Annotated in this window: 23 protein-coding genes; 8 read left to right on the top strand and 15 right to left on the bottom strand. The window is 63.7% G+C overall.

All coding sequences use genetic code 11. The features are described 5' to 3' along the window. Window positions 1-10: 10 nt before the first annotated feature. From QTA58_RS11155 to QTA58_RS11140, 4 genes are all read right to left on the bottom strand, one after another. The gene (locus tag QTA58_RS11155; protein ID WP_289672806.1) at window positions 11-1690 is read right to left on the bottom strand and encodes an iron ABC transporter permease; all 1680 of its coding nucleotides are present in this window, start codon (window positions 1688-1690) and stop codon (window positions 11-13) included. An 11-nt stretch (window positions 1691-1701) separates the two neighbouring features. Then, entirely contained in the window at window positions 1702-2661 is a 960-nt protein-coding gene (locus tag QTA58_RS11150; RefSeq protein ID WP_289672805.1) for an extracellular solute-binding protein, read from the bottom strand. Then, complete coding sequence (locus QTA58_RS11145; protein ID WP_289672804.1) at window positions 2654-3769, bottom strand: ABC transporter ATP-binding protein; 1116 nt, start codon at window positions 3767-3769, stop codon at window positions 2654-2656. The genes QTA58_RS11150 and QTA58_RS11145 overlap by 8 nt, the downstream gene beginning before the upstream one ends. A 150-nt stretch (window positions 3770-3919) precedes the next feature. Further along, a complete protein-coding gene (locus QTA58_RS11140) occupies window positions 3920-6010 on the bottom strand; it encodes a M3 family metallopeptidase (RefSeq protein ID WP_289672803.1) in 2091 nt (696 codons plus the stop codon). A gap of 186 nt (window positions 6011-6196) precedes the next feature. Between QTA58_RS11140 and QTA58_RS11135 the strand changes: the two genes are divergently transcribed. Next, window positions 6197-6622 (top strand): hypothetical protein, encoded by a 426-nt coding sequence (locus tag QTA58_RS11135; protein WP_085419689.1) that lies wholly within the window; start codon window positions 6197-6199, stop codon window positions 6620-6622. A 17-nt stretch (window positions 6623-6639) separates the two neighbouring features. Here QTA58_RS11135 and QTA58_RS11130 read toward each other — a convergent pair whose 3' ends face one another. After that, window positions 6640-7281, bottom strand: coding sequence for a LysE family translocator (locus tag QTA58_RS11130; protein ID WP_289672802.1), 642 nt, complete (start codon window positions 7279-7281; stop codon window positions 6640-6642). Between the two features lie 153 nt (window positions 7282-7434). Between QTA58_RS11130 and QTA58_RS11125 the strand changes: the two genes are divergently transcribed. Next, window positions 7435-7896 carry a MarR family winged helix-turn-helix transcriptional regulator gene (locus QTA58_RS11125; RefSeq protein WP_085419691.1) on the top strand — a complete coding sequence of 154 codons (462 nt, stop codon included), beginning with the start codon at window positions 7435-7437 and terminating at the stop codon, window positions 7894-7896. A 25-nt stretch (window positions 7897-7921) separates the two neighbouring features. Then, window positions 7922-9106: a multidrug effflux MFS transporter gene (locus QTA58_RS11120; RefSeq protein WP_289673127.1), complete on the top strand. Its 1185-nt coding sequence runs from the start codon at window positions 7922-7924 to the stop codon at window positions 9104-9106. Between the two features lie 55 nt (window positions 9107-9161). Here the strand turns inward: QTA58_RS11120 and QTA58_RS11115 are convergent, their stop codons facing one another. From QTA58_RS11115 to QTA58_RS11105, 3 genes are all read right to left on the bottom strand, one after another. Next, on the bottom strand, window positions 9162-10385 hold the full coding sequence (locus QTA58_RS11115; protein WP_085419931.1) for an argininosuccinate synthase: 1224 nt from the start codon (window positions 10383-10385) through the stop codon (window positions 9162-9164). 113 nt (window positions 10386-10498) lie between these two features. Continuing rightward, window positions 10499-10795, bottom strand: coding sequence for a type II toxin-antitoxin system RelE/ParE family toxin (locus QTA58_RS11110; protein ID WP_289672801.1), 297 nt, complete (start codon window positions 10793-10795; stop codon window positions 10499-10501). Beyond that, window positions 10785-11030, bottom strand: coding sequence for a type II toxin-antitoxin system ParD family antitoxin (locus QTA58_RS11105; RefSeq protein WP_289673126.1), 246 nt, complete (start codon window positions 11028-11030; stop codon window positions 10785-10787). Before QTA58_RS11105 ends, QTA58_RS11110 begins: the two co-directional genes overlap by 11 nt. Before the next feature lie 100 nt (window positions 11031-11130). On the opposite strand from QTA58_RS11105, the gene QTA58_RS11100 reads away from it, so the two are divergent. Then, the gene (locus QTA58_RS11100; protein ID WP_289672800.1) at window positions 11131-11988 is read left to right on the top strand and encodes an SDR family NAD(P)-dependent oxidoreductase; all 858 of its coding nucleotides are present in this window, start codon (window positions 11131-11133) and stop codon (window positions 11986-11988) included. Between the two features lie 71 nt (window positions 11989-12059). After that, the gene (locus tag QTA58_RS11095) at window positions 12060-12701 is read left to right on the top strand and encodes a LysE family translocator (RefSeq protein ID WP_085419695.1); all 642 of its coding nucleotides are present in this window, start codon (window positions 12060-12062) and stop codon (window positions 12699-12701) included. Between the two features lie 3 nt (window positions 12702-12704). Here the strand turns inward: QTA58_RS11095 and QTA58_RS11090 are convergent, their stop codons facing one another. The 4 genes from QTA58_RS11090 to QTA58_RS11075 form a co-directional block, all read right to left on the bottom strand. Beyond that, the gene (locus tag QTA58_RS11090; protein WP_289672799.1) at window positions 12705-13970 is read right to left on the bottom strand and encodes a DUF6596 domain-containing protein; all 1266 of its coding nucleotides are present in this window, start codon (window positions 13968-13970) and stop codon (window positions 12705-12707) included. Beyond that, the gene (locus QTA58_RS11085; protein WP_085419697.1) at window positions 13970-14323 is read right to left on the bottom strand and encodes a YciI family protein; all 354 of its coding nucleotides are present in this window, start codon (window positions 14321-14323) and stop codon (window positions 13970-13972) included. The genes QTA58_RS11090 and QTA58_RS11085 overlap by 1 nt, the downstream gene beginning before the upstream one ends. Window positions 14324-14424: 101 nt before the next feature. Continuing rightward, window positions 14425-15660 (bottom strand): 23S rRNA (adenine(2503)-C(2))-methyltransferase RlmN, encoded by a 1236-nt coding sequence (rlmN, locus tag QTA58_RS11080; protein WP_085419698.1) that lies wholly within the window; start codon window positions 15658-15660, stop codon window positions 14425-14427. Between the two features lie 221 nt (window positions 15661-15881). Further along, a complete protein-coding gene (locus tag QTA58_RS11075; RefSeq protein WP_085419699.1) occupies window positions 15882-16385 on the bottom strand; it encodes an invasion associated locus B family protein in 504 nt (167 codons plus the stop codon). A 331-nt stretch (window positions 16386-16716) separates the two neighbouring features. Between QTA58_RS11075 and QTA58_RS11070 the strand changes: the two genes are divergently transcribed. Then, window positions 16717-17271: a sigma-70 family RNA polymerase sigma factor gene (locus tag QTA58_RS11070; protein WP_085419700.1), complete on the top strand. Its 555-nt coding sequence runs from the start codon at window positions 16717-16719 to the stop codon at window positions 17269-17271. A gap of 37 nt (window positions 17272-17308) precedes the next feature. Here the strand turns inward: QTA58_RS11070 and QTA58_RS11065 are convergent, their stop codons facing one another. From QTA58_RS11065 to QTA58_RS11055, 3 genes are all read right to left on the bottom strand, one after another. After that, on the bottom strand, window positions 17309-17707 hold the full coding sequence (locus tag QTA58_RS11065; protein ID WP_085419701.1) for a YkvA family protein: 399 nt from the start codon (window positions 17705-17707) through the stop codon (window positions 17309-17311). A 154-nt stretch (window positions 17708-17861) separates the two neighbouring features. Continuing rightward, window positions 17862-18452 (bottom strand): RNA 2',3'-cyclic phosphodiesterase, encoded by a 591-nt coding sequence (gene thpR / locus QTA58_RS11060; protein WP_289672798.1) that lies wholly within the window; start codon window positions 18450-18452, stop codon window positions 17862-17864. 66 nt (window positions 18453-18518) lie between these two features. Continuing rightward, window positions 18519-19184, bottom strand: a complete 666-nt coding sequence (locus QTA58_RS11055; RefSeq protein ID WP_289672797.1) for an arylesterase — start codon at window positions 19182-19184, stop codon at window positions 18519-18521. Window positions 19185-19260: 76 nt separating this feature from the next. On the opposite strand from QTA58_RS11055, the gene QTA58_RS11050 reads away from it, so the two are divergent. Both QTA58_RS11050 and QTA58_RS11045 read left to right on the top strand, forming a co-directional pair. After that, window positions 19261-19983, top strand: a complete 723-nt coding sequence (locus QTA58_RS11050; protein WP_085419704.1) for an ABC transporter ATP-binding protein — start codon at window positions 19261-19263, stop codon at window positions 19981-19983. After that, complete coding sequence (locus QTA58_RS11045) at window positions 19980-22523, top strand: ABC transporter permease (RefSeq protein ID WP_289672796.1); 2544 nt, start codon at window positions 19980-19982, stop codon at window positions 22521-22523. The genes QTA58_RS11050 and QTA58_RS11045 overlap by 4 nt, the downstream gene beginning before the upstream one ends. Window positions 22524-22571 lie beyond the last annotated feature (48 nt).

Here is a 22571-nt window from a genome sequence, read left to right as displayed (position 1 = left end):
CCGACACGTTCTATTCCGCCACGAGGCCGCTGCGTCGCAGGAGCATCAAGAGCGCCAGCGGCAGAAGCGTGGTGATGAGGATTGCGATGAAGGCCATGGCCATGCCGAGCCCGATCGACCCCTGCTCGAACTGCCGCCAGATGAAGGTCGCGATCGTCTGCATGCCGACGGGCGCGATGACCACCGAGGCGACCAGTTCGCGCGAGGCGAGCGCGAAGACGAGCAGCATGGCCGATGCAAGGCTCGGAAAGACCAGCGGCAGGAGAATGCGCCGGAAGGCCGTCAGGCCGCTCGCGCCGAACACCCGCGCCGCCGCCTCCAGATTGTCGCCGATCTGCTGGAAGGCGGCGGTCGTGTAGCGCACCGGCTGGGGCAGCAGGATGCAGCAATAGGCAAGCAGCAGGATGAGGGCCGTATTGTAGGGCGTCACCGGCAGCCACGGCATGTTCCAGGCGAGGATCAGGCCCACCGCCACGACGATGCCCGGCAGCGCGTTCGGCAATATGGTCATGACGTCGATCGCCATGCGGCCGCGGATTTTCGTCTTCACGACCGTGTAGGCGGCCATCACGCCGACCAGACCGGTGATCAGCGCCGTGCCGATGCCGAGCGAGAAACTGTTGACGAGCGCCGAGAGCGCGCCGGCGCTGTTGCTGAAGACGGCGATGAAATTGGCGAGGCTGATATTGTCGAGCGCCAGCCCGCCGGAAATCGTCCGCGACAGAGCGGTCGCGAGGATCGCCAGAAGCGGAACGCCCGTCGCCAGGAAGGAAACGACGGCAAAGGCGATCATCACCGGCATCTTCAGCGCACCGAGCGGCCGTTTGTCCTTGTCCGTCGGCTTGCCGCCGACCGTCTGATACGACCGCCGCGACAGGATCCACCGTTGCGCGAGGAACGTGACCAGCGACATGGCGACGAGCAAAATGGAGAGGATCGCCGCACCGGGAAGATCGATCGGCCAGTCGGTGATACGCAAGTCGATGCCGGTGACCAGCACCTGAAACCCGGCGCGGCGCCCGAGTGCCGCCGGCGTGCCGTATTCCTCGATCGCCGCCGCGAAGACGAGCATCAGGCTCGCGGCGAGACCGGGGGCGGAAAGCGGCAGGGTGATCCGCCAGAAGGCGCGCGCCGGTGTGGCGCCGAACACCCGGCCGACATCCGCATAGCGGGCACCGACGGCCTCGACGGTGCGGGAGACGGCGAAATAGACTACCGGAAACGTGTTGAACGCCATGACGAGCGTCATGCCGAACAGGGAAAAGAGGAAGGGTGCGAGATTGAAGCCCGCGACCTGCTGCAGATAGCCGCGCGGCTGCAGCGTCATGATCCAGCCGAGCGTCGCGATATAGGGCGGGATCATGAAAGGGACGAGCAGCAGGACGTCCCAGACCGGCGCGAAGGGAATTCGGTAGAGCGCCCGGAAGACACCGAGCGGCACCGCGACGAGGGCTGAAGCGAGCACGACGCAGCCGCCGAGCAGGATCGTATTGCCCGCCATGCCGATCAGTGCGCTGTCGCCGAGCGTCGAAAGGAACGAGGAGAAAGGGCCCGAAAACGAGCCCTGTCCGAGATCGGGGAAGATGCCTTGCAGCACCACGGCGACGAAGGGAACGGCGACGACGACGGTCAGTCCCGCGATCGCGAGCCAGGCGGCCGGGGCCGCACCGCCGATACCGTTCGCCTTCATTTCACCGGTCCTTACTTGCCGCCGTAGATCTTGGTGATCTCGGCCAGCGTTTCCTTGCGCTTGCCGTAGACGGCGGCGGTGTCGTACTTCAGCAGTTTCAGATCGCTGATCAGCGGACGGTTGGCCGGAATGTCGGTGCGGGCCGGCATCAGCATTTCGCCGGCGACGGCCTTCTGGCCTTCGTCGGAAAGCATGTAGTCGATGAACTTCTTGGCCTCGTCCTGGTTCTTCGACCAGTTGAGGATCATCGCCGGACGCGGCGCGATGACCGTGCCGGAAGCCGGGAAGATCACGTCGATATTCTCGCCCTTGGCCTTGGAATTGAGCGTGATGTAGTCCACAGCGCCGAAGACGGCGGCCTTGGCGCCTTGCAGGACCGGGTTCAGCGCTTCGGCATTGGCACCGGCGATGATCGCGCCGTTGGCCTTCAGGTCGTTGAAGACCTTGAAATTATCCTGGCCGGCGAGCGCGGCGGTCAGTTCGAAGGACGAGCCGGACTGGGCCGGGTCCGGAATGTTGACGAGGTCCTTGTATTCCGGCTTCGTGAGGTCGGCCCATTCGGCCGGCTTCGGCGTGCCACTCTTGGTGTTCCAGGCGATGCCGAGCGCCGAAATGCCCTGCGCGACGGCCGTCTCCGTCTTCAGGAAATCCGGCACCTTGGCGGCATTCGGGCTGGTGTAGGAAACGAGCCAGCCGCGCTTGGCGAAATCGGTTGCGGTATCCCAGGAAGCGGAGACGAGAACGTCGACGACCGGGTTCGAAGCTTCCGCTTCGATACGGGCCATGACCTTGCCCGTGGTCGCCTGGAAAACGTTGACCTTGATGCCGGTCTCCTTGGTGAAGCCGGCCGAGAGCTTGTCGATCAGGCTCTGCGGACCGGCGGTATAGACGGTGATGTCGGCGTGCGCGACACCCGCCATCAGGGCAGCGGCGAAAACGCCGAAAGTAATGTTCTTCAATGATTTAAGCATGTTCCAAACTCTCCTCTTTGGATGAATGAACTTGTGTGCCGAACCAGCGGATCCGCTTCGGATCGATCGAAAGGCCGATGCCCTCGCCCGGCCGAAGCTTCGTATGGCTGAGCACCTGCAGCTCGATATCTGCGGGTCCGACGAGCGAGACGGTTGCCAGATGCCCATCGCCGCGGAACTGCGAGCGCAGCACCGTTGCCGCGAGCCGTCCGGGCGAAATCTCGCCGGGCGTGATCGAGGCTACGGGGATGAGGACGCGCGCGGTTGCGCCGGCATGGCCGCTTCCCCGGAGCAGCGCCACGTCGCTGCCTTTGAAGACCCAGACCCCGTCGCGGTGTTCGAGGTCGGCAATCCCGCCGAGCCGCAGGAAATCCGCCACTTCCGGCGTTGCGGGCTTTTCGATGAGCTCATCGGGGGAGGCGAGCTGTTCGATCAGCCCGCTGCGCATCACGGCGACATCGTCGGCCAGCGTCAGGGCCTCGCTGTGGTCGTGGGTGACATAGATCGCCGTCAATCCGAGGTTCGCGATCAGCTCGGCAAGTTCGCCGACCATGTTTTCGCGCAGCTCCCGGTCGAGATTGGACAGTGGTTCGTCGAAGAGGATGAGCTGCGGCTCCGCGACGATGGCGCGGGCGATCGCCACGCGCTGCTGCTGGCCGCCGGAAAGATCGCTGGGGCGTCGGTCCGCATAGGCGGCGAGGCCGACGCGTTCCAGCGCCCGCATCGTCCGGCCCTGGCGCTCGGCCTTCCCCAGCCTGCGCATTTCAAGCGGAAAGGAGACGTTGCCGCCGACCGTCAGATGCGGCCAGAGCGCGTAATCCTGGAAGACCATGCCGAGATTGCGCTTCTCCGGCGGCGCGAAAGCGCCGGTCGCGGCATCGGCGACCACTTGCCCGGCGATCGAGACGGAACCCCTGGTCGGCGCCAGCAACCCCGCGATGAGCCGCAGCAACGTGGTCTTGCCGCAGCCGGAAGGCCCGAGCAGCGCCAGCGTCTTGCCTCGGACAAGCGATATGTCGATGCCCTTCAGCACCGGCGTCGCACCGTAATGCAATTCCACCCCGGCCGTCGAGACGGCGGCATCGGTCGCTGGAGGCTGAGGCGTCATGGAAGAACCGGCATCGGTGAGGGGCGATGCCGGTTGCTTATTAAGGTTCCGTGACAGTCATGTGACAGGCCCGGCGGGGCTCACACAGGAGACGACAACCTGTCGCATCCATCGGTAGAGCAGGCCCGGGCTTTCCGAAAACCCACTCAACTAGGCGTCGCTGCCGGCAAGCTCTTCCACCATCGCCAGACCCTTTTTCTTGAGCATGGCCTGAGGGTCCGGAAGCTTGCCGCGGAAAGCCTTGTAGGTCTCCTCCGGATCGATCGACCCGCCGACGGAATAGATATTGTTCTTGAGCTTGCGGGCCATGACCGGATCGAAGGCATTGCCGGTCTCCTCGAAGGCGGAGAAGGCGTCCGCGTCCAGCACTTCCGACCACATGTAGGAATAATAGCCGGCCGAGTATCCGTCGCCAGAGAACACGTGCTGGAAATGCGGCGTGGCGTGGCGCATGACGATCGAGGCCGGCATGCCGATCTCGTCGAGCACTTCCTTCTGCACCGCCATCGGGTCGTCCACCGCTCCGCGCGTATGGAAGGCCATGTCGACCAGCGCGGAAGAGGTGAACTCCACCGTCGCGAAGCCGGCGTTGAAGGTGCGGGCGGCGAGCACCTTGTCGAGCAGCGCCTTCGGCATCGGCTCGCCGGTCTCGTAATGCACGGCGTATTTTTCAAGGATCTCCGGCACGGTCAGCCAGTGCTCGTAGAGCTGCGAGGGCAGTTCGACGAAGTCGCGCGCGACGCCGGTTCCGGAAACCGAGGGATAGGTCACATCCGACAGCATGCCGTGCAGCGCATGACCGAATTCGTGGAACAGCGTGCGGGCGTCGTCGAGCGAAAGCAGCGCCGGCTTGCCTTCGGCCGGTTTGGCGAAATTGCAGACGTTGTAGATGATCGGCAGCTCGCCCTTCGCGCCGTTCTTCAGCGCCAGCTTGTGCTGCGACTGGAAGGAGCTCATCCAGGCGCCGGACCGCTTGGACGACCGGGCGAAATAATCGCCGAGGAAGAGCGCCTTCAGCGCACCGTCCTTGTCGCGGATTTCAAAAACCCGCACGTCCGGATGATAGGCGGCAACGCCCTTCACCTCGACGGCCGTGATGCCGAACAGCCGGCCGGCCACGTCGAAGCAGGCTTCGATCACCTTTTCGAGCTGCAGATAGGGTTTCAATTCGGATTCGGAGAAGTTGAACAGCCGCTCGCGAAGCTTTTCCGCATAGTGACGCCAGTCCCACGGCATGACCGGGTGGTTCCTGCCTTCTTCGGCGATGAGGCCGCCGAGGCTCGTTTCCTCCTCCAGCGCCTTGGAGCGGGCCTTTTCCCAGACCTGACGGAGCAGCGCGTTGACCGCTTCCGATGTCTTGGCCATCGTGTTGTCGAGCTTGTAGGCCGCGAAATTCTCGTATCCGAGCAGCTTCGCCTTCTCTGCGCGCAGCGCCAGCGTCTCACGGACGATGCCGAGATTGTTCGTGTCTCCGGAGTTCTCCCCACGCGCCGCCCAGGCCTTGAAAGCCTGCTCGCGCAGGTCCCGTCTCGTGGAGAAGGTCAGGAAAGGCTCGATGATCGAGCGCGACAGCGTCACCACATAACCGTCCGCCTCGCCCCGCTCGCGCGCGGCTGCCGCCATGGCGTCGCGCACGAACGGCGGAAGGCCGTCGAGCTCGGCTTCCTCTGAAAGCTTCAGCGACCAGCTCTTCTCGTCGCCGAGAACGTTCTGCCCGAACTTCGCGCCGAGGCCCGCGAGCTTTTCGTTGATATCCGCGAGCCGCTCCTGATCCGCCTTTTCGAGCTTGGCGCCGGCACGCACGAAGCCCTTCCAGTGGCGCTCCAGCACCCGTTCCTGCTCAACCGTAAGGCCGAGCTCGCCGCGCTTCTCCCACAGCGTGTCGATGCGCGAAAAAAGCGCGGCATTCGTGCCGATCTTCGAATAATGGCGGGATAATTTCGGCGCGATCTCCCGCTCCAGTGCCTGGATGGTCTCGTTCGTATGAGCGCCGGCCTTGCCCCAGAAGAGCGCCGAAACCCGCGAAAGCCCGTCGCCGGCGATCTCCAGCGCCGTGACGGTGTTTTCGAATGTCGGCTCCTGCGGATTGTTGGCGATCGCATCGATCTCCGCCTCGTGGGCGGCGAGCGCGGCATCGAAGCCGGGCGCGAAATCCTCGTCCCTCACCTGATCGAAACGCGGCAGTCCATGATGGCCGTTCCATTCCACGAGGGCGGGGTTCAGCGGAAGATTGGAAGACATGCAGATATCCTTCAGAACGATGCGTCTCATTTCATATAGGAGAAGGCGGCAGGAATGGGTATGCGCTCGGTCATTTCGATTTCCGGCAAGAAATCATGCACAACAATTAACGGTCATTAACCATTTGACGCGGTGCAGCATCCGCAGGTACTTTTCCCGTAGTATCCGGTGACTCGGGATATAGCCATGGAAATCACTTCCTTGCGCTGGTCTGCCAACTTGCTGCAACGGGAAAATTCTCGAAACAACAACAGGATCGAGAAACCTGAGCAACAGGAAAACCGGCACGGCCAGATTATCTTCCAGGTGCCCGAAACGGATGAATCGCCGGTCGATTTCTCGGCGATCTCGCCGCGGGACCTTCGCGCGCTCGCCCTTGAAAACTATCAGGCCGGCAAGATCGACCAGGAAACCTATATCACGCTGTCGGAAGAACTCCCGCACCATGCGGTCGATGCCCAGGGACAGGTGATCGACCTTTCGCAAGTCACCGACGAGACCGGCTTCGACTTCCACGACTATTACCGCAATCAGCTCGATATCGCCATGTCGCTTGGCGATGCGCATCGTGCCGATGTCCTGCGCTCGGTCATGGCTTTCCTGGAAATCTGAATCGCTGGTCCGTTCGTTCAGGCGCGCCGGTAGCCGATGAGGCCCGGTGCCGAATGCCAGAGCGCCTGCACGGCAAAGCCGATGAAAAGCAGGCCCGAAAGCCGGACGATCACTCTCTCATGTTTCCGGTAGAAGCGGCGCACGATACCTGCGCCGATAATGCCGATAAGCACGATATCCGCAGTCAGGAATCCGAGCAGCGAGACGGCGAGCAGGATCGGCAGCCCGGAAAAATCGAGGGCATCCGACGAGCCGGCGAGCAGCGCCGTGAATGTCGCGAGCGCCACCGGATAGCCTTTCGGGTTGGTGAGCCCGAAGATCAGCCCGCGGCGGAGCGGCTTCTCGACCGTCACCAAAGAACCGCCGTCCTCCTTCGGCCTTGCCCTGAGCGCGCTCCAGCCGATCCAGCCGAGATAGAGGCCGCAGACGACGCCGAGCACGTCGAAGAAGGTGGTGCCGATCGTCTTCGCGCCGATGATCGCCACCAGCGCCAGCGAGGACCAGAGGATGTCTCCGGCCAGGTGCCCGCCCATGAACAGGGCCCCGGCCTGCCGCCCCTGCCCCGCTCCGATGCCGAGAAGCGCCAGGAAGGCAGGACCAGGAATGAGCGTGTAGGCGAGCGCCGCGAGAAAGGCGCCGGCAAGCAGCGAGGACGACATGATTTGCTCCATCGGAAAGGCTGCGACAATCTCGCCGCGGGTTTTGCCGCTGTCAATGCAAACCCTGTGCCTGTTTTCCGTTTGCCTCCCATCGGAAAGATAGTAAGGGTGCCTTATGAAACGCTCCGTCGAAGAGTGAGTGCCGGACCGGATATGGACACATTGGGTTTTCTGATCGTCGACAGCGCACGCCTCCTCCGCACGGCCTTCGAACGGCGCATTGCGCAAGCCGGTCTCGGTCTGACGCCCGGCGAGGCGCGCGCGCTCCTGAACATCGCCGCCGTGGACGGCAGCCGCCAGCTCGACATCGCCGCCCGCATGGGCGTCGAACCCATGACGCTCTGCGCCTATCTGGACAAGCTCCAGTCACTGGGGCTGATCGAGAGGCAGCAATGCTCCCTCGACCGCCGCGCCAAGCGGATAACCCTCACGGAGACGTCCGAAGAGATGATCGCATCGGTCCGGAAGGAGCTCAACGTCATCCTCGTCCAGGCGACCGAGGGCCTGAGCGAGGAAAACAACCGTGCCCTGCGGGAAACGCTGGCCGCGTTCAACACCAATCTTCAGGCCCTCAGCCTTTCCCAAATAGCCCAGACAGCATCCGATGAAGGCTGACAGCATGCCCCGCACACCCGCGCTGATGAGCGAGCGCCGCACCACGATCATCGGCGCTTTGCTGACGGCGATCGGCCCCATCTCCATGGCGATCTATACGCCGGCCATGCCCGAACTGGTGCATGCCTTCGCCACCACCGAAGCGGCGATCAAGATGTCGCTGTCGCTCTATTTCGCGGGCTTCGCGCTGGCGCAGCTCGTCGCCGGTCCCGTATCGGACGCCTTCGGCCGCAAGACGGCATCGCTGAGCTTCCTGCTGATCTATCTTGCGGGTTCGCTGCTCGCCGCCTTCGCCCCGACGGTGGAATGGGTTCTCGCCGGCCGCCTCATCCAGGGGATTGGCGCCTCGGTCGGCATCACCGTGTCGCGCGCCATCGTTCGCGACCAGTTCAACGGCGGAGACGCGGCCCGCATCATCAACACGATGGGCATCATCCTGGCGATCGGCCCGTCGCTTGGACCGACGGTCGGCGGCCTCGCTCTGGCCGCCTTCGGCTGGCGATCGGTCTTCCTGCTGATGGTCGGCTTCGGCGCGCTCCTGATTTTTCTGTCGACCGTCTGCCTCAAGGAGACGACGGTACCGGACAGAAGCCGCCTGAAGCCGCTTCGCCTTCTCGAGGCCTATGCGGAAATCGTCGCACTGCCCCGCTTCCTCTTCACGGCGCTCGTTCTCGCCGGCGCCGTCGGCTCGATGTATGCGCAGGCGGCCGTCCTGCCTTTCATCCTGATCGAGAAGGTCGGGCTCACGCCGACCCAGTTCGGCATGAGCATGCTGATGCAATCCGGCTTCTTCCTGATGGGATCCGTCTGTCTCCGGGTCATCTCCAAATGGCTGCCGGCCGAACGCGCGCCCGTCGTCGGGCTGATGTTCAGCGGCGCCGGCGGCATCATCATGGCGTTCTCGGTCTTTTTCTTAAGCCCGACCTTCCTGTCCGTCATGGGGCCTGTGGCGCTCTGCGCCTTCGGCATTGCCTTCGTCTCGCCCTACATGACCGCGGCCGGCCTCATTCCTTTTCCGCATATCGCCGGCTCGGCTTCGGCGATGATGGGCTTCATCCAGATGGGCGCCGGTTTCCTGGGCGGTGTCGCAGCCGCCTCGATCGGCTCGCCGCTGCCGGCCTTCGGCATCATCATCCCGGCCATGCATATCATCGCCGTTCTCGGCTACATCGGCTTCCGGATCACCAGCCGCCCGGCGTCGGGGACATGAAAAAGCCCGCCTCCGTTTCCGGGAGCGGGCTTCCGTGATCCGGTAGGTTCGCGGCTTACTTGGCGAGGTTGCGCTTGGCGAGCGTGCGCAGCCGCAGCGCATTGAGCTTGATGAAGCCCGCCGCATCCTTCTGATCGTAGGCGCCCTGGTCGTCCTCGAACGTGACGAGCTTGTCGGAATAGAGCGACTTCCCGCTCTCGCGGCCGATGACCATGACATTGCCCTTGTAGAGCTTCAGCGTCACTTCGCCTTCCACATGCTCCTGGCTCTTGTCGATGAGCGCCTGCAGCATCTCCCGCTCCGGCGAGAACCAGAAGCCGTAATAGATGAGCTCCGCATAGCGCGGCATCAGCTCGTCCTTGAGATGAGCAGCACCGCGGTCGAGCGTGATACTCTCGATCGCGCGGTGGGCAGCGAGCAGGATCGTGCCGCCGGGGGTCTCGTAGACCCCGCGCGACTTCATGCCGACGAAACGGTTCTCGACGAGGTCGAGACGGCCGATGCCGTTGTCCCGGCCGTAATTGTTGAGCGTGGCGAGCAGCGTTGCCGGCGACATGGCGACGCCGTTGATGGAAACCGCATCACCTCGCTTGAAGCCGACCTTGATGACGGTCGCCTTGTCCGGCGCGGCTTCCGGGGAGATCGTGCGCATGTGCACGTATTCCGGTGCTTCCTGCGCCGGGTCTTCGAGAACCTTGCCTTCGGACGAGGAGTGCAGCAGGTTCGCGTCGACGGAGAAAGGCGCTTCGCCCTTCTTGTCCTTGGCCACCGGAATTTGGTTCTTTTCGGCGAACTCAAGCAGGTCGGTGCGGCTCTTGAACGACCAGTCGCGCCACGGCGCGATAATCTTGATGTCCGGGTTCAGCGCATAGGCCGAAAGCTCGAAACGCACCTGGTCGTTGCCCTTGCCGGTCGCCCCGTGGGCGATCGCATCGGCGCCGGTCTTGCGGGCGATATCGATGAGATGCTTGGAGATCAGCGGGCGGGCGATCGACGTGCCGAGCAGATAGACGCCTTCGTAGACGGCATTCGCGCGGAACATCGGGAAGACGAAATCGCGCACGAATTCTTCGCGCACGTCCTCGATATAGATCTCCTTGATGCCGAGCATTTCCGCCTTCTTGCGGGCCGGCTCCAGCTCTTCGCCCTGGCCGAGATCGGCGGTGAAGGTCACCACTTCGGCGCCGAGTTCGGTCTGCAGCCATTTCAGGATGATCGAGGTGTCGAGGCCGCCGGAATAGGCGAGAACGACTTTCTTTACGTCTTTCGGGAGTGCCATGTCGATTACGTCCGTCTGCGGGTGGCGGCGGGCCTGAAGAACCTGCCGGATCGGGAATTGCGGAACTTTTAGCGAGTTTCTCCGGGCACGCAAGAAAAACCGGGTAAAGCCGGTCAGAGATGGCGGCTGATGTTCATCCGCTGGTGCAGGATGCGGACGACGTTGATTCCGGTTGCGCCTTGTTTGTAGATGATGAAATGCGAACCGTAAGACAGGCTGAGATAGCCGGACCGGATATTGTCGATCATTCTTCCGCGTTTGGAGCCGTTCGCCAAATCTGCAACAGCCGCGATCAATTCGTCATAATACCCGTCGGCCTGCACTCGGGACCATGTCTTGAAAGTGTAGAGCCAGATGCCCTCAAGATCTTTTCTGGCCTGGGGCGATAGCCGATATCGCTTAGGCGCCATATTTGCGATGCATCTCCTGCAGAAACGCTTCCGCATCGAAAGGTTCCGGCTCGCCTGATGCTTCGCCCTCGTCGATGGCGGCCCGGATGGCTTCAAGCCCATCCTCGCTGTCGCGCAAAAGCCGCAGTGCTGCTTCCACGACTTCATCTGCGGAGCTATAGTTGCCGTCGCTCACCTGCTTGGCGATGAAGGCCGTCAGTTCCTCATCCACCGTGATCGATGTCATCTTGCCCATAAACCGGCTCCATGTGACGCCCTTGTCATGTTGACAGGTTTTGATCAGGGTACCATATCCCGCCGCACCTTTGAACAGCAGCGTCATAGAGGAGACTTTTATGGCCGTTACTCATCCCGCTCTGAAGAAGGAAAATGTCGCCGTCGTCACCGGTGCCGCTTCCGGCATCGGCCTGGCCGCCGCGAAGGAATTCGCCCGCATGGGGCTTACGGTCGTCCTTGCCGATCTCGAAGGCGACCGCCTTTCGGATGCCTGCCGCGAAGTCGCAGCCCTTGCCGAAAACGGCGAGACGGACGTCGCCGCGATCGGCACGGACGTATCGAGGCCGGATGAGATCGCCGCCCTGGAACGCGCCGTCCTGCAGCGTTTCGGCCGCGTGCACGTGCTGATGAACAATGCCGGCATCCAGCCGGGCAGCGCCCTGTTCGGCCCTCAGTCCAATTGGGACAATGTCTTCGCCGTCAATCTTCTCGGCGTGATCCACGGCAGCCGTATCTTCGGACCGGGCATGATCGCCCATGGCGAACCTTCGCTCATCATCAACACCGGCTCCAAGCAAGGCATCACCACGCCGCCCAGCGATCCGGCCTATAATGTCGCGAAAGCCGGCGTGAAGGCCTTTACCGAGGCGCTGCAGCACGAGCTGCGCAATACGCCGAATTGCAGCGTCACGGCGCATCTTCTGATCCCCGGCTTCGTCTACACCGGGATCACCAGGCGCGACCGCACCGAAAAGCCGGCTGGCGCCTGGACGGCGGAACAGACCGTCGAATTCATGCTGACGAGCCTCGAGCGCGGCGACTTCTATATCCTGTGCCCGGACAACGAAGTGGACCGCTCGACCGACGAACGCCGCATCCTCTGGGCGGCGGGAGACATCGTCGAGAACCGGCCGCCGCTGTCGCGCTGGCATCCCGATTTTGCCGAGGCGTCGAAGGAATTCATCGCCAAACGCTGATCGAATGAATTGGCATCGCTTCGAAAGCCGGGTAAATGGGACATTCCTCATCCGGCTTTTCGAGCACGCCCATGGATTTCCTGCCGAGCCTTCCGACCCTCCTCGCCTTCACCGCCGCGGGCCTGCTTCTGGCGCTGACGCCGGGACCGGACATGACGCTGTCGATCAGCCGCGCGCTGGCGCAGGGGCGGCGTCCGGCGCTCTTCGTCGTGGTCGGCACCAGTCTCGGCATCGTCTGCCATACGCTGCTGGTGGCGTTCGGCATCTCGGCGCTGATCACCGCGTCGCCGACGGCCTTCTTCATCCTGAAGACGGGCGGGGCAGCCTATCTGCTCTGGCTCGCCATCCAGGCGATCCGCTTCGGTTCCAGTTTTTCCGTCGAGAAGATGGAGCGGACGACGAGCAGCCCGCTCGCCAACATCTCCACGGGTTTCTGGGTGAACATCCTGAACCCCAAGGTCATCATCTTCTTCATGACCTTCCTGCCGCAGTTCGTCACCGCCGGCGATCCGGCCGTCACCGGGAAGCTCATCTTCTTCGGCATCTATTTCATCGTCATCGGCATGCCGGTGAACCTCATCGTCGTGCTCGCCGCCGATTGGCTCGCCGGCTGGCTGCAGGCCAACCCGAAGGTCCTGCGCGGCATCGACTACACCTTCGCCGGCGTCTTCTCGATCTTCGCCGCGAAGATCTTCTTCACGCAGGCGCGATAGGGATCACGTTCCGGCCGGCCCGCCCGGAAGCGCCTCCAGGCAACCTGAGAGAAACCGTCTTTCTGAATCGGATTGCGAGAGGTCTATGGCCCGGCGGTAGGCAAGCCTTGCCTGATCCGGCTGCCCGGCGCGGGCAAACAGATCCGCCTGCACGGCGTAGAAAGGCTGATACTGCACCAGGGCCATGGCGATGGGCCTGAGGCGAGCCAGCGCTGCGACCGGCCCTTCCACATAGGAAAGCGCGACGATGCGGTTGAGTTCGTAGACGGGATTGTCTGCGGTGCGGGCGAGTTCTCCATACAGCAGGGCGATCTGTTGCCAGTCCGTTTCTGCGAAACTCGGCGTCTCCGCATGCACGGCGATGATCGCTGCCTGCAATTGGTAGGCTCCGGGGCGGCCGCGCTGCAGTGCCCGTTCGACCAACGCAACTCCCTCCCGGATCCCGGCCCTGTCCCAGAGGCTCCGGTCCTGCGTCTCAAGCGTCAGTATCTCGCCGGCGGCGCCGATCCGCGCAGCCCGCCGCGCATGATGCAGCAGCATCAGCGACAACAGCCCCTCGATCTCCGGTTCGCCCGGTTGAAGCTCGGTCAACAGCCGGCCCAGCCTGATCGCTTCGTCGCAGAGATCGGCGCGGATATGCCGGTCGCCCGCGGACGCGTATCCTTCGTTGAAGATCAGGTAGATGACGGCGAGCACGCTTTCCAGGCGCGTTGCCCAGCCGTCCTGCCCCGGGACCTCGTAGGCAATGCCCGCCTTGGCGATCTTGTGACGGGCGCGCACCAGCCGCTGGGCCATAGCCTCATGAGCGTCGAGGAAGGCATCCGCTATCTCCTCGGTCTTGAGCCCGCAGACGGAGCGCAGCGTGAGAGCCACGCAGGTTTTCCGGTCGAGCGCCGGATGACAGCATGCGAAAATCAGTTTGAGTCGCTCATCGCCGATCTGGTCCGGTTCATCCGCTGCGGCGGATTGCTTTTCCATTTCGATGAGGTGGGCGATCTCCGCTGATTTCGCCCGGAAATTGGCGGAGCGCCGCAGCCGGTCGATCGCCTTCCGGCGGGCGACCTGCATCAGCCAGGCAGCTGGCGACGCCGGCAGGCCATTCCTGTTCCAATGGACGAGTGCGGATTCGAGCGCATCCTGCAAGCTGTCTTCAGCAAGCTGGAGATCTCGCAGCGACCCGACAAGATTGGAAAGGAGGCGTCCGCCGTCTTGCCGGGCGATCCTGTCGATCGCCTCGGCAACCGGAGCCCCTGCCGGGCTCGCGCTCATCAGCGATCGAAGACCATGATGGGCCGCACTTCGACGCAGCCCGTGGCGGCATGCGGTATCATCGCGGCATATTTGATCGCCTCATCAAGATCGGCGCAATCAAAGATGTAGAAACCGCCGAGCTGCTCCTTTGTCTCCGCGAAGGGGCCGTCCATGGTCTCGGTCCTGCCGTTGCGCACGCGCACCGTCGTTGCCGTGGTCGCCGGCTGCAACGCGTCGCCGGCAACCCAGACACCGTCCCTCTTGTAGGTTTCGTTGGCAATCTGATAGCCGCCCATCATCCTGCCGAATTCCGGCGAATCCGGCGGCGTAAGCGTGTCGGGATTCACATAGATCAGCGCCATGTATTTCATTGTCCGTCTCCTCGGTAACCAATCGCCCTATTGCGATGGTGACCGATAACGAACGGGATGCAAGCGGATCGACATGCCCGGGAAAATTTTTATCGGAAGTCTCAATCGTCCTCGCCGTGGCCGGCGATCATCATCGCCTCGAAGGCGAGCCGTTCGGTCTTGCGCATGCGTTCCGACTCCGACTTCAACTGGCCGCACGCGGCGAGAATGTCGCGGCCGCGCGGCGTGCGGATCGGTGAGGCGTAACCCGCCTGGTTGATGAAATCGGCGAATTTCTCGATCTGCGCCCAGTCCGAGCACTGGTAGTTGGTGCCCGGCCAGGGATTGAACGGGATGAGGTTGATCTTGGCCGGAATGCCCTTCAGGAGCTGCACCAGCAGCTTGGCGTCCTCCAGGCTGTCGTTGACGTCCTTCAGCATCACGTATTCGAAGGTGATGCGGCGGGCATTCGACAGGCTCGGATACTTGCGGCAGGCTTCCAGCAGCTCCTTCAGGGGATATTTCTTGTTGATCGGCACCAGCATGTCGCGCAGCTCGTCGCGCACCGCATGCAGCGAGATCGCCAGCATGACGCCGATCTCCTCGCCGGTGCGGTAGATTTCCGGCACGACACCCGAGGTCGACAGCGTGATGCGACGCTTAGAAAGAGAGAGCCCGTCGCCGTCGGAGGCGATCAGCAGCGCCGTCTTGACGTTCTCGAAATTGTAGAGCGGCTCGCCCATGCCCATCATGACGATATTGGTGATCTTGCGGTCGCCGCCCGGCACGAAGGCGTTTGCCGGCGCATCGAGGCCGGGGAAATCGCCCAGCCGGTCGCGCGCGAGCAGAAGCTGGCCGAGGATTTCCTCCGCCGTCAGGTTGCGCACCAGCCGCTGCGTGCCGGTGTGACAGAAGGAACAGGTGAGCGAACAGCCGACCTGGCTCGATATGCACAGCGTGCCGCGGCCCTCCTCCGGAATATAGACCGTCTCGACCTCCACCGGCCGGCCGGCGCCGCGCGGCGGGAACCGCAGCAACCATTTGCGCGTGCCGTCGTTGGAGATCTGCTCTTCCACGACCTCCGGGCGGGAAATGGTGAAATGCGTCCTGAGCATCTCGCGCATGTCCTTCGCCACATTGGTCATGGCGTCGAAATCGGAAATGCCGCGCACATAGAGCCAGTGCCAGAGCTGGCTGACGCGCATCTTCACCTGCCGCTCGGGCACGCCCTTTTCTTTCAGTGCCTCCGCCATCGCCTCGCGCGTGAGCCCGATCAGCGACGGCTTGCCGGACATCAGGTCCGGCCGCGGCACGAGCGGCGTCTTGAGAGGGGCGGCGATCGCCTCGGAAACCGACATTGTCTATCCCATCGAACACATGGCCCGTTCCCGCACGTTCCGGCGCGTGGACAAGGGCATGTCTGTGTGTGAAACCTGTCTCGGTCCTCAGGACGCTTCAAGCGCCGGACCGTCGTTGAGGCGGGGCTTTATCATCAAATCGCCGCCGCGTCACTATTCTTCCCGAAACGCAAAAGGCCGGTCGGGGACCGGCCTTCATCGAACGCGGTGCAGAACCCCGTTTATTTGCAGGTCTCGATCTGCTTCAGCGCAGCGGAAATGCCCGACAACGAGTAGGAATACGAGGTCTTGGTGCCACGGCCCGACACCGCGCTGACGCTCATATTGGTGCCGCCCTTCATGGCGGCCACCATGGCAGGCTCCTCCGCCGCGTTCTCGACCCAGGCGGCCTTGTCCTTGGTGAACATCACGAAGCTCTTGCCGTCGATGGTGACCGTGACCTTGGAATTGGCCTGCAGCGGATAACCCATCATCGCCTGCGGCTCATAGGAGATGTTCTGGCCCGGACGCTGGGAAACGATGAAGAAGATATCGCCGTGGTCGACAGCCGCCGGTTCCTTCGTGGTCGGGACGGAAAGCACGTAGCAGACCGTGCTGTTGCCCGACTTGTACGAGTAAGCACCCCATGCCTTGAATTGCTGGATACGGGTCGGCGTCTGGGCGGAAACGACGCCGGCGCTCGCGAGTGTGAGCGCCAATGCGGTTGCGATTATTCTTACAGACATGATCTCCTGCCGGTTTTGTCTATTCCAGCGGCCCCCGCGGACAGGGCCTTGCCAAGCATGATGCTGATTCGGTTCATTTTGACTTAATCCTGGTTACCAAACCGTCAACTATGCCGTTTGAATCCGATGAAATCCCACCTGCCGCCGTCATGCGCGGAGCCGTTCTCCTCGCAGGTCGGCAGGACCCATTCGGCAGGGAAATCTCATGCGGTTCGGCAATCAGTGACACAAGGATTGGGGCAAGAGTTTGTCCTCCCACCCGGGCCTTCCAATGGACATTAGAATGGCCGAATATGAAACGAATCTCATCGTAAGGTTTGCGCGGAAATAAATGAATTCAGAGGACAAAGACCGCTTCGCCGGCCTGGTGAAGAGAGTGGCCGATGAGCGCGACCAGATGGCTTTCGCCATGCTCTTCGATCATTTCGCGCCGCGTCTGAAATCCTGGCTCGTCAGGCGGTCCATGACCCCGGACGAAGCGGAGGAACTGGTGCAGGAAGTGATGACCGTTCTCTGGCATCGCGCGCACCTTTACGATCCTGCCCGCTCCTCCCTCTCCACCTGGCTTTTCCGCATCGCCCGCAACCGCCGGATCGATGCGGAGCGCCGCGCCAGGCATCGGCGGGAGGCGCACGAGCCCTCCTTCTTCGCGACCGAGGCGCCGGGCGCCGATGCCCTGGTTGAAAGCGAGGAACGGGATGCGCGCGTGCGCGACGCTCTGGCGCAGATCCCCGACGAGCAGATGGAACTGGTCAGGGCAGCCTTCTTCCTCGGCCAGACCCATTCGGAGATTGCCTCGTCCAGGGGCCTGCCGCTCGGCACGGTGAAGTCGCGCATCAGGCTCGCCTTCGAACGCCTGAGGAGGGCGCTCGAGGAGCCGGCTTAGGAAAAACAGGTCGAGAGCGATCTCAGGCAGCCTGCGACTATTTGCCGCGCATGCCGGAAGCGATGTCCGGATTGTCCGCCAGCGAGAGATCGGCGGCCTCGTAATGGCGGTCGGCGATATGGCCCTGGATCATCCGGAAGGCGGCGGCCAGCACCGCGATGTCGTCGGTGAAGCCGACGAACGCGAAGACATCCGGCACGAGATCGATAGGGAGGACGAAATAGGCGAGCGCCGCAAGAAGGGTGCCGCGTACCCGTATCGGCGTCGCGGGATCGACCGCACAGTAATAGGCAGCGATCAGGTCGCGGCTGAAGGGGACCTGCCGCACCGCGCGCTTCAGCGTCGGCCAAAACCTGGCGCGCACCTGCCGCTCCCGGCGGTCCTGCGTCTCCTCGTCGCCCGGCAGAAGAATCTCGCCGATCTTCACGTCGTCCATGGTCGCTCCGCTTTGCCCGACGTCCTTTCACGTCGCACATCCCAATGTGCCCCAATATGGGTTTGCCGAGAATGGAGTTCAATTGCGGCGGGAGAATGCCCGGGCCATGGTCCGGGCAAGCCTGGAGTCCGGCCGCTCAGGCAAGGCCTTCCTGTTAGAGAAGGCCCTTTACGGGTTCCCGGTCGGCCGCATGGGAATGGCCGTAGCTCACGTCCTGCAGCGGGAAGACCTCTTCCGTGAGATACGGTCCGCCGCCGACCGATTCCTTGGAGGACAGCAATACGAAGCGGGAAACCGTGAAGGGCGCCGTGTAGAAATTGCCGCGGCCGGCAAGGTAGTGCACGACGTCGTCCAGGCGGCAGCTCTTCAGCCGGGCAAGCGTCACATGCGGCGTGAACTTGCGCGGATCGGGCGGCAGGCCGATCCTTTGGCAGATCCGCTCGATTTCCGCTTGCAGCGCGTACATCTCCGGAGAGGGAGCCACCCCTGCCCACACCGAATGCGGCTTTTTCGACCCGAAAGAACCGATCCCCGTCAGCGTTGCCTGGAACTCCGGCCGGTCGATCCGGTCCAGCCGGTCGACGATTTCGTCGGCGGTGCGGCCGTCGACATCGCCGATGAAACGCAAGGTGATGTGGTAGTTCTCGACGTCGATCCATCGGGCTCCGGGGAGCCCGCCGCGCAGAAGTGAAAGGCTCATGGCCACATTGCGCGGAACTTCGAGGGCGGTGAAAAGTCTCGGCATGGGGACCTCCTCGAATCTTTTGCAGACGCTAACAGCGAATCACGCAACCAAGTTCCGCGCAAGCCTTTATTTTTCTTTGGCCCCGATGGCCCCCAGGAAGCGTTCGAGGGAGGGAAGCGTCTTTTCGACCATCACCGCCACGCCTTTGGCGTTCGGATGCATGCCGTCCTCGAGCTGCATGCCCTCGACGGTCGCCACGCCGTCGAGGAAGAACGGATAGAGCGGCACGCCGTATTTTTCCGCCAGGCGCTGATAGATCGGATTGAACCGCTCGGCATAGTCGCCCCCCATGTTCGGCGGCGCCAGCATGCCGACGAGCAGGACCGGAATGTTCCGTTCCTTGAGACGCGAAAGCATGGCGTCGAGATTCTTCTCCGACTGCTCGGGCGAGATGCCGCGAAGGGCGTCGTTGGCGCCGAGCTCCAGGATCACGCCATCCGTGCCGTCCGGCACGGACCAGTCGATCCGGGAAAGCCCGCCGGCCGTCGTATCGCCGGAAACGCCGGCATTGGTGACCGTGACGTTGTGCCCCTTCTCCTTCAAGGCCGTTTCGAGCTGCGCCGTATAGGATTCGGACGGTGCAAGCTGATAGCCCGCCATCAGGCTGTCTCCGAATCCGACAAGCTCAATCGCCCCGCCCCGGCTTCCGGTGTCCTGCGCGGCCGCCGCAAACGCTGGGAATGCAAGCGCGGACATGACGATGAAGTGAAGGAGGCTTGCTTTAAAACTCACGATCCGTCTCCTAGATTGGGCGCTACCGCGGCGCGGCATTCGGGTTGAGGCTTCACGCTATATAGGACGGTTCGATTTGACTAAAACCATTATCACGCTGACGAAGGCCGACCTGACCTTGGGCAGTGCGGCAGCCTCCGTGCATGTGCTGAAGCAGATCGATCTCGAAATCCGCGCCGGTGAAGCCGTCGGCATCGTCGGCCCCTCGGGCTCCGGCAAATCGACGCTTCTGATGGTTCTGGCCGGCCTCGAACGCCTCGACAGCGGCGAGATCGTCATCGACGGCGCCCCGCTTCACACGCTTTCCGAGGACGCGCTGGCCGATTTCCGCGGCCGCAACATCGGCATCGTGTTCCAGTCCTTCCACCTGATCGCCAATATGACGGCGCTGGAAAACGTCGCCGTCCCGCTCGAGCTCGCCAACGTCAAGAACCCGTTCGACATTGCCAGGCGGGAGCTCGTCGCGGTGGGGCTTGGCGAACGGCTTAACCACTATCCCGGCCAGCTTTCCGGCGGCGAACAGCAGCGGGTGGCGATCGCCCGGGCGCTCGCGCCCTCGCCTTCCGTGCTGATCGCCGACGAACCGACCGGTAATCTCGACACCGAGACGGGACGGCAGATCGCCGATCTCCTGTTCGCCAAGCAGGCCGAGCGCGGCATGACCATGCTGCTCGTCACCCACGACAATGCGCTTGCCGCCCGCTGCTCGCGGCAGATCCGCGTCCGCTCCGGCGAAATCGTCGGCGACAGCATCGTCCCCGGCACCGGCGATGTCCCGGCCCAGGCGGTCTCCGCATGAGGCGAGCGCTCCCCCGTCTTTCGATCGCGTTCCGCCTGGCGCTGCGGGAAATGCGCGGCGGCCTTGCCGGCTTCTACATCTTTCTCGCCTGCATCGCGCTCGGCACCGGCGCGATCGCCGCCGTCAATTCCGTTTCGCGCGCCATCACCGGCGCCATCGCCAGCCAGGGCCAGGAGATTCTCGCGGGCGACATCCGCTTCGAGCTCAACAACCGGGAAGCCACGGGTGAGGAACGCGCCTTCCTCGAAGGCCTCGGCCAGGTTTCCGTCTCGACCGGCCTGCGTTCCATGGCGCGCAAGCCGGACGGTTCCGAACAGGCGCTGGTGGAAGTGAAGGCGGTCGACGGCGCCTATCCCCTCTATGGCACGTTCGGCTCCGAACCCTCCGCGCCGCTTTCCGATCTGCTCGCCGGAAACGGCGAGACCTTCGGCGCACTCGCTGCTCCCCTGCTTCTCGAACGCCTCGGCCTCAAGGAGGGCGACCAGCTCCTGCTCGGCAATGCCCGGCTGACCCTGAGAGGCACGATCACCGCCGAACCCGACGCCCTTTCCGACGGCTTCGGTTTCGCGCCGCGCCTCCTCGTCAGCCGCGATGCCCTGACTGCTTCGGGCCTGATCACCACCGGCAGTCTCGTCGAGACGGCCTACAAGGTGCGGCTCGACGATCCGGCGATCCGTTCGACGCTCGCCGCCCGCGCCAACCGCGAGTTTCCGAGCGCGGGCTGGTCGATCCGCACCAGCGACCGCGCTGCTCCCTCGCTCACCGAAAACGTCGATCGGTTCTCGCAGTTCCTGACCCTGGTCGGCCTGACGGCGCTCATCGTCGGCGGCGTCGGCGTGGCGAATGCCGTGCGGGCGTTTCTCGATGCCAAGCGCACCACGATCGCCACCTTCAAATGTCTCGGCGCTCCGGCTTCGGTCGTCACCCTGATCTATCTCATCCAGATCATGGTGCTCGCCGCCGTGGGGATCGTCATCGGCCTCGTCGTCGGCGCGGTCGCGCCCTTCGTGGCGCTGCAGTTCCTGGAAGGCGTCCTGCCGGTTCCGAAGGAAGTGACCTTCTATCCGTCGGCGCTGATGCTCGCCGCACTCTTCGGCCTCCTGATCACCTTCGCCTTCGCGATCCTGCCGCTCGGCCACGCGCGCGAAGTGCCGGCGACGGCGCTCTTCCGCGAGCAGTCGTTCGACGATGCCCGCCTGCCGTCCTGGCCCTATCTTCTCGCCGCAGGCGTGGCGCTTGCCGCTCTCGCCGCCCTTTCGATCGCCGCCGCCGAGGATCGCTTCGTCGCGTCGGTCTTCCTGGCGGCGGTTGCGGGTGCTTTCGTCCTGCTGCGGCTCGTCGCCGCTCTCATCGCCGCGCTGGCGAGAAGAAGCCCGCGGGTCAACTCGCCCGCACTGCGGCTGGCGATCGGCAATATCCATCGGCCGGGCGCCCTCACCCCCTCCGTCGTGCTTTCGCTCGGCCTTGGCCTCGCCCTGCTGGTGACCCTGGCGCTGATCGACGGCAACATGCGCCGGCAGCTCACCGGCCGGATCGCCGAGCAGGCGCCGAACTTCTTCTTCGTGGACATCCAGGGATCGGAGCGCGAAGGCTTCCTGGACGTCCTGAAGCAGCAGGCGCCCGAGGGAACCGTCACTCAGGTACCCATGTTGCGCGGCCGGATTCTCGCCTTCAACGGCGAGGACGTGACGCAGATGAACGTGCCGCCTGCCGGCCGCTGGGTCCTGCGCGGCGATCGCGGCATCACCTACGAGGAGACGCTGCCGGAAAATTCGACGCTGACGGCGGGCGAATGGTGGCCGGCCGACTATTCCGGCGAGCCGCTCGTCTCCTTCTCGGCGGAAGAGGCCGGCGAGCTCGGCCTGAAGCTCGGCGATACGGTCACCGTCAACGTGCTCGGCCGCAACATCACCGCCCGCATCGCCAATTTCCGCAATGTCGAGTGGGAATCGCTCTCCATCAATTTCGTGATGGTCTTTTCGCCCAATACCTTCCGCGGCGCGCCGCATGCCTGGCTCGCCACGCTGACCGATCCTTCCGCCACCGCCCAGGAGGAGGCCTCCATCCTGCGCGCGGTCACCAACGCCTATCCGACCATCACCAGCGTGCGGGTGAAGGATGCGATCGACATCGTCGACCAGCTCGTCGGCCAGCTCGCGACGGCGATCCGTGCCGCGGCGGCCGTAGCGCTCATCGCCTCCGTCCTCGTCCTCGCCGGCGCGCTCGCCGCCGGCAACCGCGCCCGCACCCACGACGCCGTCATCCTCAAGACCCTCGGCGGCACGAGACGGATGCTGATGCGCGCCTTCTCCTACGAATACATGATCCTCGGTGCGGCGACCGCCGTCTTCGCCCTTCTCGCGGGCGGCGTCTCCGCCTGGTTCGTGGTCAGCCGGATCATGCGGATGCCGTCCGCCTTCCTGCCGGACGTTGCACTCCTCACCCTCGCCGTTTCGCTGGTGCTGACCGTCGGGATCGGTCTTGCCGGCACCTGGCGGATCCTCGGCCAGAAGGCCGCGCCGGTGCTCCGCGAACTGTGACTCGCCCGTAGGTGGCGTTTTCCGCCAACTCTCGGGACAAAATCCCGC

It is taken from the genome of Neorhizobium sp. CSC1952 (assembly GCF_030378245.1).
GTDB lineage: Bacteria > Pseudomonadota > Alphaproteobacteria > Rhizobiales > Rhizobiaceae > Neorhizobium > Neorhizobium oryzae_A.
The sequence above is the reverse complement of the archived record's forward strand: the minus strand, read 5'-3'. Positions and strand labels throughout refer to the sequence as shown.